Annotated in this window: 11 protein-coding genes; 6 read left to right on the top strand and 5 right to left on the bottom strand. The window is 32.8% G+C overall.

Annotated features, from left to right (window positions below):
* Positions 1 to 32: 32 nt before the first annotated feature.
* A complete protein-coding gene (locus ACNQF9_RS07045; RefSeq protein ID WP_417989929.1) occupies positions 33 to 974 on the top strand; it encodes a DUF6371 domain-containing protein in 942 nt (313 codons plus the stop codon).
* A 122-nt stretch (positions 975 to 1096) separates the two neighbouring features.
* Here the strand turns inward: ACNQF9_RS07045 and ACNQF9_RS07040 are convergent, their stop codons facing one another.
* On the bottom strand, positions 1097 to 1348 hold the full coding sequence (locus tag ACNQF9_RS07040; protein WP_417989928.1) for a helix-turn-helix domain-containing protein: 252 nt from the start codon (positions 1346 to 1348) through the stop codon (positions 1097 to 1099).
* A gap of 410 nt (positions 1349 to 1758) precedes the next feature.
* Between ACNQF9_RS07040 and ACNQF9_RS07035 the strand changes: the two genes are divergently transcribed.
* The 5 genes from ACNQF9_RS07035 (at position 1759) to ACNQF9_RS07015 (ending at position 10598) form a co-directional block, all read left to right on the top strand.
* The gene (locus ACNQF9_RS07035; RefSeq protein ID WP_417989927.1) at positions 1759 to 6636 is read left to right on the top strand and encodes a DEAD/DEAH box helicase; all 4878 of its coding nucleotides are present in this window, start codon (positions 1759 to 1761) and stop codon (positions 6634 to 6636) included.
* 49 nt (positions 6637 to 6685) lie between these two features.
* A complete protein-coding gene (locus ACNQF9_RS07030) occupies positions 6686 to 7069 on the top strand; it encodes a hypothetical protein (protein WP_417989926.1) in 384 nt (127 codons plus the stop codon).
* Between the two features lie 202 nt (positions 7070 to 7271).
* Positions 7272 to 8081, top strand: a complete 810-nt coding sequence (locus tag ACNQF9_RS07025) for a hypothetical protein (RefSeq protein WP_417989925.1) — start codon at positions 7272 to 7274, stop codon at positions 8079 to 8081.
* Between the two features lie 301 nt (positions 8082 to 8382).
* On the top strand, positions 8383 to 9888 hold the full coding sequence (locus ACNQF9_RS07020) for an HNH endonuclease domain-containing protein (protein WP_417989924.1): 1506 nt from the start codon (positions 8383 to 8385) through the stop codon (positions 9886 to 9888).
* A 173-nt stretch (positions 9889 to 10061) separates the two neighbouring features.
* Positions 10062 to 10598, top strand: coding sequence for a hypothetical protein (locus ACNQF9_RS07015; protein WP_417989923.1), 537 nt, complete (start codon positions 10062 to 10064; stop codon positions 10596 to 10598).
* 227 nt (positions 10599 to 10825) lie between these two features.
* On the opposite strand, the gene ACNQF9_RS07010 is transcribed toward ACNQF9_RS07015, so the two are convergent.
* From ACNQF9_RS07010 to mutT, 4 genes are all read right to left on the bottom strand, one after another.
* Positions 10826 to 11074, bottom strand: coding sequence for a hypothetical protein (locus ACNQF9_RS07010; protein WP_417989922.1), 249 nt, complete (start codon positions 11072 to 11074; stop codon positions 10826 to 10828).
* A gap of 160 nt (positions 11075 to 11234) precedes the next feature.
* The gene (locus ACNQF9_RS07005) at positions 11235 to 12110 is read right to left on the bottom strand and encodes a YDG/SRA domain-containing protein (protein WP_417989921.1); all 876 of its coding nucleotides are present in this window, start codon (positions 12108 to 12110) and stop codon (positions 11235 to 11237) included.
* Between the two features lie 3 nt (positions 12111 to 12113).
* Complete coding sequence (locus ACNQF9_RS07000; RefSeq protein WP_417989920.1) at positions 12114 to 13943, bottom strand: DNA/RNA helicase domain-containing protein; 1830 nt, start codon at positions 13941 to 13943, stop codon at positions 12114 to 12116.
* Positions 13933 to 14331 carry an 8-oxo-dGTP diphosphatase MutT gene (gene mutT, locus ACNQF9_RS06995; RefSeq protein WP_417989919.1) on the bottom strand — a complete coding sequence of 133 codons (399 nt, stop codon included), beginning with the start codon at positions 14329 to 14331 and terminating at the stop codon, positions 13933 to 13935. Before mutT ends, ACNQF9_RS07000 begins: the two co-directional genes overlap by 11 nt.
* Between the last annotated feature and the right edge of the window lie 103 nt (positions 14332 to 14434).

Here is a 14434-nt window from a genome sequence, read left to right as displayed (position 1 = left end):
AAGTTGCAAGTTGCATTTAAAATTGATCAATTATGATACAAAAGATAGAACAAACATTAAAATTTAATCCCAAAAGGAATCTAAATCTGGCTACTCCTTGTTGCAACAGGAGCAACAAAGATGGTAAATTCACAACCTATGTTAACTTACCCGAAATTTATGGATATTGTCATTCTTGTGGTAAAACAACCCGACCTCCAACTATATTCAAAGATGAGAAAGGTCTTGAATATATTTGGAATGAAAATCAAAATAAATATGAATCCATCGCAATTCCTTTACAAAGCCTTTGCAAAGGAATTGCAAAAGAGGAACAAAATTTTGCAAAGGATATAAAATACATTCCAGAAAGTACCATTTGGCAGTACTTCCATACAATTTCGGAAAACAATCTTTTACAATACCTTTGCAAAACTTATGGCAAAGAAAAAGTTGAAGACGCAAAAGAAACCTATATCATAGGAACCAGTAAAGATGGAGGAACTGTTTTTTGGAATATAAATTCTGACTTAAAAGTTCAGAAAGCCAAAATTTCTTATTACAATGAAATTGGCAGAAGAACAAATCTTTTTAAAGTCCCCTATAAAAATGAAGACGGTTATTATGCTTGTCTTTTTGGAGAACACCTTATCTATGATGAATTAAAAGGAAGAAAAACTATTATACTCGTTGAAAGCGAGAAAACGGCCATTGTAGGATACATTCATTTTCCCGAATATATTTGGATTGCCTATGGGGGAATCAATGGGCTTACTGAAAATAAACTAAAACCCTTAACTGACCATACCGTTTTAATTATCCCTGACATGAGCGAAAGTGCCGTGAATATAATTTATGACAAAATTCCACTTCTAATTTCAATGGGAATTAATGTAAAATTCTGGGATATGACTGAAGGTAAAACAGATGAACAATTGAAAATCGAAGGGATTTATAATGATGATTTGGAAGATGTATTTAGAGGTTTAGCATGACATTTATCCTACCAAGGCTGCAAAAGGAATCAACTTTAATAAAAGTTAAACCCTATTTTTTTTTAAAATTTTATACTTTGTAAAATAGTGTCAAGCATTAAAAGCAAATCATTTCAAGGCAATTATTTATTAAATTTCACTAAGCTATTTAAGACTTCCCCTTTCTTATAATAAACCCTATTACCAATACCATAGCTGGTCAGCTTTCCGTTTTTTGTCCATTTCCAAAGCGTAGTTCTTTTGATATTGAGCAGCTCACAAGTTTCAATTGGTGATAATAACGCATCATGATTATTTGTCGATTCATTTAGCTTTTCTATTGCTTTCTCTATAATATCCAATTTTGCTAAAATAATCTCAAAAGGGTTTTCCATTTTTATTGCAAAAATAAAAACTTTATAGAGCAATTATTAGAATTTAACAGAAGCTCGAATTTTTGGATCTGTCTTCTAATAACGGAAGGCTGTCTTTACATTACTGTTTCATATTATAACTCATTTTATGTCTTAGAATCTCCATACGAAATTGAATCATTTTTTTAATTTTTACGCTCGAGTTTTAAAATGTCTAAAACTTTTCTTTTTTGAAGTTGTTATAAAGTTCATCTAATTGTGGTGCTAAGAAATTAAAAATAGTTTAAAACATAATTAAATAAGTTTAAAATTGATGTTTTTATAATGTTAAATACTTTTTAATATTTATTTCTTGTTAAAACGTTTGTCTCAATCTGATTCCCTATTTTAGCCTAGCTTTAAAGGCATCAATCAAAAGAAGAATAACTAATATGAGCTTTAATAAAATACTGGAAAAATACCGTAAAATTTCATTTTCCGAACGTGACAAAGGAGCTCGTTTTGAAAGATTAATGCAAGCCTATCTTTTAACCGATCCACAATATGCTTACAGATTCAAAAAAGTTTGGTTATGGGATGAATTCCCGGGGAAAAAAGATTTAGGCAGTGGCGACACCGGTATAGATTTGGTTGCCCTCACTATTGATGGAGATTATTGGGCTATTCAATGTAAATGCTATCAACAAACATCACTAATTGACAAACCGGCTGTAGATTCATTTCTGTCAACTTCCAGCCGTACATTTAAAAACGAAGATTTAAAAACCGTTGGTTTTTCTCACCGTCTTTGGATTTCTACAACAAATAAATGGGGACCTAATGCAACCCAAGCAATAAAAAACCAACACCCTCCCGTATCGAGAATTCATCTTCATGATTTACAAGAAGCTCCTGTAGATTGGGAAAAAATGGAATCGGGTGTACATGGAGAAATTGCACGTTTTACAGGACGTGATTTAAGAGACCATCAAAAAGAAGCTTTAGACAAAACACATCTAACTTTTACAAGTGCAGACCGTGGAAAATTAATTATGGCATGCGGTACTGGTAAAACTTTTACTTCGCTACGCATCGCTGAAAATGAAACCACAGTAAATGGAATGGTTTTATTTTTAGTTCCTTCTATTGCTTTACTAGGTCAAACTTTGCGAGAATGGTCAACTTTTGCAAAAGAACCAATCAACGCAATTTGTATTTGTTCTGATCCTGATATTTCAAAAAAGAAAACAAAAGACGAAGACACCGATTCTTTTAGTACAGTTGATTTGGCTTTGCCTGCATCAACCGACCCCATAGAGATTTTGAAACAATTAAACTCTTTTAAAAAGAATTCTAAACCTGGGATGACTGTTGTTTTTTCTACTTATCAATCTATTGAAGTAATTGCGAAAGCACAAAAAGTAATTCTTGAAAATGGTTTTCCTGAATTTGATTTAATTATCTGCGATGAAGCGCACAGAACCACAGGAATAAAAATTGCAGGTTTTGACGAATCGGCTTTTACAAAAGTACACGACAATAATTTCATAAAAGCTAAAAAAAGGCTTTACATGACCGCTACACCTCGTTTATACAACGACGAAGTTAAAAGCAAAGCAGCACAGGCAGAAGCCGTTTTGTGTTCAATGGATGATGTCAATTTGTATGGTGAAGAAATCTATAGAATAGGTTTTGGCGAAGCCGTAGAAAAAGGTTTATTGACAGATTATAAAGTTTTAATTCTTACGTTAAATGATCACGATATTCCGCCCGCAATTCAAAAGATGATTGCAGACGAAAACAGCGAAATATCAACAGATGACGCATCCAAATTAATTGGCTGCATCAATGCGCTTTCAAAACAAGTTTTAGGTGACGAAGGAATTATAAAAGATTCCGACCCTAACCCAATGAAAAGGGCTGTCGCCTTTTGTTCTAATATAAAAGTGTCTAAAAAAATTACAGAAACCTATAATTCGGCTTCTGATTCATACATAGATTCCTTACCAAAGGAAAAAAGAGAAACGATGGTTTCAATCGCTTCCAAACATATTGACGGCTCCATGTCAGCTCCGCAACGTGATGAATTATTAGCTTGGATAAAATCGGATGTTGAAGATGGAGATTGCAGAATTTTGACAAATGTTCGTTGTTTAAGCGAAGGCGTTGACGTGCCTTCCCTTGATGCTGTTTTGTTTCTTTCAGCTCGAAACTCTCAGGTTGATGTGGTTCAATCTGTGGGACGTGTCATGCGTAAATCCCCAGGAAAAAAATACGGTTATATCATTATTCCTGTTGTAGTGCCTTCCAATGTATCTGCCGAAAAAGGGCTAGACGATAACGAACGTTTTAAAGTAGTTTGGACAGTTCTAAACGCACTTCGCGCGCATGATGACCGTTTCAATGCAACAGTCAACAAACTCGAATTAAACAACAAACGCCCTACTAATGTTTTAGTAGGCGGTTCGCCTTGGGGTTTTGATGATGATGGTAATCCCGTGCGAAAAGACGGTTCAGAAGAAACCACAAAAAACAATGATCTAAATGACCAAATGACTTTGCATTTTGAAGAATTACAAAGTGCCATTTTTGCGCGTATGGTTAAAAAAGTAGGTGACAAAAACTATTGGGAAGTTTGGGCAAAAGACGTGGCGCAAATTGCGGAACGTTATATGGAACGCATTACCAAATTAGTAAAAACAGACGGCCAACACAGTATTGCATTTGCTAATTTTTTAGAAGGCTTACAAAAAAATATAAATCCGAGTATAACCGAAAATCAGGCCATAGAAATGTTGGCGCAACACATCATCACCAAGCCAGTTTTCGAAGCCTTGTTTGAAGGATATTCATTTGTTAAAAACAATGCAGTCTCCATAGCTATGCAAAACATGACTAGTATTTTGGAGGAACAAGCTTTGGAAAAAGATGTTGATGTACTCCACAAATTTTACGAATCTGTAAAAATGCGAGCTGCAGGAATAGACAACGCAGAAGGAAAACAGCGCATCATAATTGAGCTTTACGATAAATTTTTCAAGACTGCTTTCCCAAAAATGGTGGAGCAATTGGGTATCGTTTATACACCTGTAGAATGTGTTGACTTTATTATCCATTCCGTAAATGACATTTTACAAAAAGAATTCGGTAGAAGCTTGACAGATGAAAACGTTCACATCCTGGATCCATTTACCGGAACAGGAACTTTTATCACGCGACTGCTCCAAAGTGGATTAATCAAAGAAGAAGATTTAGAACGTAAATACAAACACGAAATCCACGCCAACGAAATTGTATTACTCGCCTACTATATCGCAGCGGTAAACATCGAAAACGCTTTCCACGATGCTACCCTAGACCCTGATGATAATATTGGCAAAGAAAAATACATTCCTTATGATGGCATTTGCTTAACTGACAGTTTCCAATTAGGAGAATCGGACAACAGCGAAAAAATGTTCTCCGAAATGTTCCCACAAAATTCCGATCGTGTACAACGACAAAAGAAAGCACCGCTTCGCGTGATTATTGGAAATCCACCATATTCTGTTGGTCAAAAATCTGGAAATGACAATGCACAAAATCAGAAATATGAAAAACTAGACAGTAGAATAGAATCAACTTATGCTAAAGGAAGTAATGCTACCTCTGTAAAAGCATTATACGATTCATACATAAAAGCCTTTCGTTGGAGTTCCGACCGTTTAGACAAAAACGGCGGTATCATTGCTTTTATATCCAATGGAGCTTGGCTTGATAGTAATGGTATGGACGGTTTTCGTAAATCTTTAGAAAACGAATTTAGCTCTATTTATGTGTTTAATTTGAGGGGTAATCAACGTACAAGCGGAGAACTATCAAGAAAAGAAGGTGGTAAAATATTCGGTTCAGGTTCTCGTACCCCAATTTCAATCACTTTTCTAATAAAAAATCCTGCTGCTAAACAAGAAAAAGCAACCGTACATTATCACGATATTGGGGACTATTTAACCCAACAGGATAAACTCAAAATCGTTACACAATTTAGCTCTATTTCCAATGAAAAAATGTCTTGGAAAACATTAGAACCAAATGAATATGGCGACTGGATAAGTCAAAGAAATGATGTCTTTAGCACTTTTATTTCATTGGATACAGAAAAAAAATATGATTTATCTTCATCCACCTTTTTTGTAACTTATTCTTTAGGTTTAGCATCTGGCAGGGATGCTTGGGTTTATAATTTTTCTAAACCATTACTAGAAAACAATGTGTCTAAGTCTCTAAAATTCTACAATGAGCAAGTAAAAGATTTTAAATATGCAAAAATTGATAATAACAAAATAGATGTCGATTCATTTATAGAAACCAATCCTTTGAAAATTAGTTGGAATAGAAATTTGAAGGAAGATTTGGCAAAATATAAAACTCATTCTTTTAATGAAAAAGCATTTATAACAAGTCAATATCGTCCATATTGTAAACAAAAATTGTACTATGATAAAGATTATAATGCGATGCTTTATCAAAACAAAAGATTATTTCCGAATTCAAATTTTGATAACATAGTTATCGCAGTTGCTGGAATTGGCGCACAGAAAGATTTTTCAGTCTTAATATCAAACACAATTACAGATTTACAAGTTGTTGATAAAGCACAATGTTTCCCACTTTATTACTACGAAGAAAACAACCACGCCCAAAAAGGATTGTTCGATACAGGCGACAAAAGCGATTACATTCGCCGTGATGGTGTGAGCGATTTTATATTAGAAAGAGCTAAAAAACAATATGGCAAAAACGTAAGTAAAGAAGATATTTTCTATTATGTATATGGCTTTTTACATTGCCCGGAATACCGTGAAATGTTCGCCAATGACTTAAAGAAAATGTTACCCCATTTGCCATTGGTCGAGAATGTAAAAGATTTCTGGAAATTCAGCAAAGCAGGTCGAGAACTAGCTGAATTACACATAAATTATGAAACAGTTCCTGCTTATGATAGCGTTGTAGTAAAAGGAGCAGAAAGCGAATTCTATACTGTAGAAAAAATGCGTTTCCCTAAGAAAGACCAAAAAGACAGCATTATTTATAATAGCCGTATTTCTATTTCAAATATTCCTGCAGAAGCTTACGAATATGTGGTAAACGGTAAATCCGCCATCGAATGGATTATGGAACGTTACGCCGTAACCACACACAAAGACAGCGGCATCAAAAACGATCCAAACGACTGGGCCACCGAAGTTGGAAACCCAAAATATATTTTGGATTTGGTTTTGAGTATTATCAATGTAAGCGTGCAAACTGTGGAGATTGTGAAGGGTTTGCCTAAGGTACAATTTGAGTAAATGTGAATAGAATAAATATTTAATAAACTAACTTAAAAATAAAATTAAAATGGATGATTTTGCATTACGCTATGAATATTTGATTAGAAGTGCCTTTCAATGTGGTAGATATGGCGTACCCGGTGCTAACGCAGACACTTTTAGAGCTTTAGAAAGAAGTTTTGTACTTTCCAGAGATAATACGGACGCTGCTAGAAAAGAAGATTTATTATTTAATTACGCTTTTGATTGTGGTGAAGTCGCAACATATATTATAACAGCAATTGAAAAATTCGCAAAAGATTTTGATCAACAACTAAACCCTGCACAAAATCAAGAGATAGAAGATATTACAATGCTTTTAGATAATTCCGATATAATTAAAATTGAAGAAGCGATTGAAAGATCTGAAGCTTTGATGGTTGCTTTTGGAAGATATCCAACACATTCATAAACTACTTAAATTAAAAAAGCCCTAGACTAACGTCCAGGGCTTTTCAATTTATTCCTCTCTATTTTTTTTGTAAATATTTTACTATATTTGAAAAAAAGAAACAAACTTTTGCCTATCCAATTAAATCAAGTATGCTTTGCAAAGGTTTATCTCTCATATATACAAGTTGTGCAAATTTTCTAACCAAACTAATTCAACAAAAATGTTTAAAAATTACTTTCTCTCTCCTGACGACCGAGGATTATTCTCGCCTGTCAATAGTACTGACCATTTTAAAAACAACCTCAAAGGGAAGGTGAAAACAGTTATAAATACAAAAAACAAGTTTTCAAACTTACCCTTTGCGCCTACGCAAAAACAAATGTTTGAAATCTCAGAATTTGATGAAAGAGGTGAATTGACGTCTTATAGAGAGACAGATCAAAGAGACCAACTTTATCTTAAGAAAGAGTATTTATATGAAAATGGGCTATTAAAAAGTGAACTTGTATTCGACGAAGACGATATGGTTGTCGAAGCTGTCTATTTTAAGCACAATAGTCAAAACTTAATGATTGAAGAGTTCAGAAAAGATTATGATGTACTATTGACTGGAATTTATGATGATTCTGGCTATCTAAAAGTAGTAAAACAGTTCTCTGAATTACAAGGCGACGATAGAGAGTTTAAAATATTTCGTGATTCAAATACTAAAACAAACATCACTGAAATTGAAATTTATGATAAAAATAATCTTTCAAGAAAATCTAATTATAAATATAATAGCAGAAACAATGTGGCTTCTACAGAAAGCTTTAGTCCAAATGGAGACACATTTTCAACAGAGGAAATTCAATATGATGATAATGACAACATTCTCAAATTAGTCCATAAAGACAAACGAAGAACTACGGAATATTCGTATCGGTATGATTACGACAAATTAGGTAATTGGATAAAATTTGAATTTGCCGTTAATGGAGAAGTAAAATCGGAAAGTAAAAGAGAAATAAGATACTATCAATTCTCATAAACAAAAAACTTTGCAAAACAGCTAGAATTTCGCAAGATTTAGGCAATTGGCTTAATGGAAAACTGTTTTTATATTAGGGCTAATATGGCAAATCAGCAATAGGGCTTCATTTAGTCCCATACCGCCAAGCCGCGGAACATCAAACTGTCTAACTACCTCGCTTTTAAATTTTTGTTCTCGGACTCCTATCTTTTAAAAATCTCAGATATGGAATACTCAGAGACTTGTTTTAGGTTTTTAGACAAACAGACGTTAGTAGCCATTGTATAGAAACCGCAATAAATACGACATTTAATAAAATATGAAAAGACAAATATCAGACGTAGAAAAACAACAGGTTAGAATTCAACAACAAGACAAAGACGGTTCTTTAAAATGTTTTATTTCGGGAGAAATAATTGGTGCAGACGATGAAATTGAATACGACCATATTTTACCTTTTTCAAAACAAGGCGATAGCGATATTACAAATATCAGAATTGTTTTAAAAGAATACAACAGAAGAAAATCTGACCAATCGTTATACGATTTTAGAGATAATTACAAACTTGAAAAACTTTTTAACGACAAAAAGAATAATATCAAACTACAAGATATTTTTTCATTAAAAGATATTTCTGCCAAATCTTTTCATTTTACAACTGAAACAGAAAGCATAAAAATAAATGACGGAATAGACGAAAGAACTTTTACTCTTTTGTTTGACAAAATACTTAACGTACAATATTTTTACGGTAGAATTCCAATTAAATGGCTTGAAAATGACGACCAAGAAGGTTTGCAACCAAGAGTAATTGATTACAAAAGATTAATTAGTTTGCGTGACCATTTAAAAGACCATCCACAACTTGCTCCTTCAATTGCTCGACTAATCGACAATAGAATTAAACTTTTTGACGGGCAACATAAACTTGCAGGTCAAGTTCTAAATAATTCAGTCGAAGTTGATATAAAAGCATATTTGTCACCATTAGAAGTTCTTAAATCAAAAAAACTTTTTGACGATTTGATGATTACAAATCTTGATGCGCATTCAAAACATAAACAAATTCCATTTTATACTTCTACTTTACTTGATAGACTTTCGGTAATTTACAAAGAAATGTTAGGCGAATTCACATCAACTAAACCAGTTGAAAAACATTCTGAAGAAAACTTTGTAAACTATCTTGTTGCAGAGAAAAACCATACTAGAGCAGAAGCAAAACAAATGCTTAAAAGTACGATTATAACTAATGCAATAGAATTAACAGCAATAAATGAATTTACTGCTGTTGCATCAAGAGATAATAGTTTTGCATTATCGATCGACTTGCTGAAAATTGCAATTTTTCCAAATACTTTGTACTTAGAACCATCAACTGCAAATTTCAAATCTATTGGAGATTATCGAGATGAAGAATTGGAAAATTTCAAAGAATTATCTACAATATTGGTTGAATATGGAAAACTAAATAATTGGGTACAAAACTCCAGAGGAAAATCATTAACAAACATTGAACTAAAAGCGAGAAGAATTTGGCATAAAGGAGCAGTTTTGACTTGGGCACCATATCTTAAAAGTATTTTAGTAATGTCATTTAACTTAATGACAAATGAAGACAGAGAAAAACTTTTATACAGAAGCGTAATGAATGCAAGTGAAAAAGACAGAATTGCAAGTTGTCTAAATAGACTTTTTAATCACAATCTTTGGGACGAACCAGAAGGAGAAATTGATAGTTTGTTAATTTCGGCAAGAAAGCAAGACGATTTATTTACCAGAAAAGGATTGACTGAAAAGTATGTATTAACAGGAATGATATAAAAAAACGTCTACTAAAAGCTACTACAACGGATTAGGCAATTGGCTAAATAGAAAGTTTTTTTTATAATTGGGATATTTTTTCAAATCCGAAAATAGCTTAATTTATTACCAAACCCGCTGTAGTAACAGAACGTTAGCAGCAAATTTATAATGTTGATTTAAACCTAACTACTATGAGACAAATATCTGTCAGCAAAGAAAAATACAGTGAGTTAATGAACGATGTTAAAATTCTTCGGTCAACTGTTGTCGAATTTGCAATCACAATTGAGCAAATAATTTCTGAAATATTAATTGATTACATTGGAACTCAATCAACAAAGAATATTCTTGAAAAGCACCTTTTTTCAGATGTATTGGACTTTGACAAAAAAATATCATTATTTAATGCACTAAATAAAAATTCATTGCTTCCAAAAGTTGAAGACGGATATAAAGTAGCAGACAAATTGCTATACATAAAAATGCTTAGAAACTATATGGCGCATTGTAGTATTCATAATTCAGTAGATTTTATTGATAACTATAATAGAGAATGTATAGAATTTGGTTCTTTTACTCAAAGAGATGAGCACGTAATAATAAAGGTCTATTTAGGTAAAAATATTGAAGATTTGAAATCAAAAATCTACAGTGCAGAACTTTATTATGAAACTTGCAAATCTGTTATTAACCATCTTTTATTAATTCATAAGCAATTAGAAGAATAACTAAAAACTCTGCTGCTAACATGGGTTTTTATTCAAGTTCAGTGCTTATTGACCGTATAGTTCTCTTAGTCCCTGAACATCGCCAAGCGACCAAACATTAAATTCTTAAAAAACAAGAATATTGATTTTGAGGAAAAGAAGTGTTTCTTAGAGAATTTCTTAATATAATTTGTAACAACTATCACGTCAAAATAAAAAAGCTGCCTTAATCTACAGCTTTTTTTTGTTTATTCAAACTCCCCAACCTCATTGATCTGGTCAAGTATATTCGTTTGATTTGGTGAAATATAGTTTTTGCACTCCTGATTATTTTCTTTCCTAAAAAGCAAATCTAGTGAAGTATACAGTTTCAATAATACATCTCGATCTTCTTTCTCCATTTCTACAGCTTTATTAAAATCAAATACATAATTATTCGTGTTACGAACCTCGATTTTAATCGTTTTAGGTGTGATTTTAAATCTAACTATATCCATAGCTTTTACTTTTTAAGTGACTTTTTATTCTTCCTCTTGTTCATCCTACCAAACAAAATAATCTTCTAAAAACTGCCAAGCTTTTTTAGAACCTGGTCCGCATCTTGATCCGTTGCTGCTGATTTAGAAATTAAATATTAATTTGAATATAAGTTAAGCCTTAATCATTGATAAAAATATGTTCTTTGTGATATTCTAAGTTCTCTTTATCAAGTTGATGATCATTATGAATTGTTAAAACTCCTTCTATACCATTTACAGTAAGATCATTTTCTATTGCAAAGACTCCTTTATCAAGCATCACATGGTGATTTGGGCACAAACAAATTATATTACCTGGTTGATCTTTCCCATTATGTGGTTTCCCTAATGGCTTTATATGAGCCGCTTCTACATATTTAACTCCGCGAACAGAAATTTCAATACCACAAATTTGACAAGAATAATTATAAAGATCTTTTACCTCTAAAGAAAGTTTAGTATCCCTAACGATTCTTAGAGTTGTAGTCGGAATTCGTTTTGATTCTTCAGAACCACTTGATAATGTCTTTTTGACTTGGCTTACAACTAAATTTAATGGATTAACTTTTTCTAATCTAAATCTACAAATAACAAAGCCATCTTTTCCTTTTTCTTCAAAATGATCTGTAACGGTATACAAACCCCCATATTGATAACCGATAGTCGGACTATAAGCTGTTTTATGTTTACAACCTCGTGATACTCTTACAGGCAGTCCATGCATTTCACTAACAATAAGAGCTTTGTTTCCAGTTGCGTCCCAACTTTGATCTTTTGTGTGTTTTTTTGAACCCCCTTCTCTGCCACCTTCACCAGTATAAATAATTTCATTTCCAAGATCATAGTCATCCACATAACCCCCATTTAAAACAATTGATGAAGCACCTACGTAAGGATTTCCGTCTATACCATTAACTGGTTTCAAATGTATTTCAGCATCTCTAAGTTCTTGTCTATCCTTGAAAGTAGCTCCTTCTTTAATTCCTTCAATATCTCCGAACAGGTAATTTGGCATAATTTATAATGTTTTACATCCTGCATCAAGCAGAACTTGGTATGTGTTATCCAGTGAACTTTCGTTTGGAACGAATATGACTAAGCCATCTCTACCTCTGGTCAACAATACTCGGTAACTATTTTTTCTTAATTTTTTTGAATCTTTTGCGTTCTTATTTGGAACCATATCTTTCCAGCCACTGTTATAAATCCAATCTGCATCCCAAGCTAATATTGGCATATCCAACTCCAAACCTTGACAGGCAAATTCAGTAACAACGCTATTCAGATTTCTACAGTAGGAAGTATTTGCTTGATCAACGTAATATTGAGAAACTATAAAAGATTTTGTGGAATTATAATCATTTCCTATTCCGTATTTAGGCAAAATTTTACTTTTTGAACTAGCTATAAAACCAAATGTTTTATTGGGTTCGTCAGAGTACTTATTTCTAACATGAGATTTGGCAAGTTCAAGTTCTCTTGTCACATAGACTGGGTAACCCTCATGTAATAAATTCTCCATCATTCCCTTTGAGCCGGTAATTTTGTCTTCCAATAAGCATTCAACCCATTGTTGAAGTTTTAATGCTTGATGCGTTCTTAATGAAGTTGTTAAATTAAACTCATCAACAACTTCAAGCTCTTGTTGAAAAAAGTTGTTTTTAAGTTTTTCAGGACAATGTACAGTCCATTTTATGGTAGATTGATCTAGTGCTTTGGACCACAGTTCCATTCCGCTTTCCTCACCTAAATGTATTTCTTGTCCTTCTCCAATCAAACCAATCAATAAACAATATGATTTCTTATTTGCAATATTGATAAAATCTGTTGGTTCAGCGTTTGTACTTTCTCTATGAGAATTAGTTACTTTATCGGCATCCCATGCGCGTTGTGCTTCATCATAAATAATCACATTCTCAGATGGAATTTGTTTTGAATGAGCATATTGCTTTAAGAACCCATGTACAGATTGAACAAAATTATAATTACTTAAACTAAACTGTAAAACCTGGACCAAAGGCCCATTACCCGATAAAAAGACTGCTTTTTGTTTTTCATTTTGTAGATGTGTTTCAAATACAAATTGTAAACCTACGAGAGTTTTACCCGCTCCAGGAACTCCGGTTATCAGTGCTAAATGATGCGAATTTTCAAATTCAGATTGTTTTGCGATTTGTTCTAATTTGGCCACGGTTGATGGAATACCTGCGCTAATTGCTTTTTTTATTTGAGGAAAATGTTTTTCTTTAAACAACAATTGTGCGGATTGAATTAGTGATGGTAACGGTGCATATTCACTTTCAAACCAATTATCAATATTCATAAATCGATCTTTAACGAGATCAAGTAATAATAAATGAAGATTATCTCCTGAAAGTATTTTAACATCATCTACATTATGCGGAATTTTATTCCCAGCAGCTAAAACTACAACGGGTACAACATTCAAATGATGAGATTGCTCATGATAGTTTCTTAAATCTCTTGCGTAATGTTTTGCCTGATCAATTTGAGCTTGATTTTCGTTGGAATATCCTTTAAATTCTAATACAACTAAGTTGTTTCCGCTAAGAACTAATACATCTGGTCTACGTCCTCTTTCTCTAGGTAATTCATATTCGAATACTACAAATATATTTCTAGCAAGATCTTCTGGCAACATTAATAATGTAAGCTCTCGTTTCAAAATAGTAAAACAATCAAACCAGGCTTTTCTTTGAGAATAACTGGCTGGTTCTTGCATACAACTGAAATGATGCTCCATCAAAAGGGTGCCCCAAATAGCCACTTCGATCTCAAGAAATGATTGAATTGAATAAACAGTGCTTGTAACCTTATTATTCTCCATTTAATGCTTTTATAAATGGAATATCAGCCGGAGCAAATTTAAAGTTTACAAATTCAGACTTTTCCACCCATTCTATTTGATCGTGATCGTTAAGCTCTATATTTCCAGAAATATGTTCACAATCATATGCTTTCAGCAAAATAATTTTGTCGTCATAATGATGCTCATTTTGCATGAAAAATTTACCAACTCTCACAATAATTCCAAGTTCCTCTTCTAACTCTCTCTTTAAACATTCCTGCGCTGTTTCTCCTTCTTCAATTTTACCTCCTGGAAATTCCCAAAAACCGCCAAGATGTTTGCTTAGCGCACGCCTTGCAATTAAGATCTTTGATCCTTTTCGTATTATAGCTGCAGTTACTTGATACGTTTTTTTCAATAGTTTCATTAATTTAATATTTTGTATTAATGCTAGTAAAAAAAATCCGTTCTCATAAACTCAGCGTTTTGAATGAAATAGGCTATTTATTTTCCCGCAAACGAATATAAGA

Origin of the sequence: Flavobacterium amylolyticum (assembly GCF_048284335.1) — a bacterium.
In the GTDB taxonomy this organism is placed as follows: Bacteria; Bacteroidota; Bacteroidia; order Flavobacteriales; family Flavobacteriaceae; genus Flavobacterium.
Note: the sequence above shows the minus strand (reverse complement) of the source record. Positions and strands in the feature narration are given on the sequence as shown.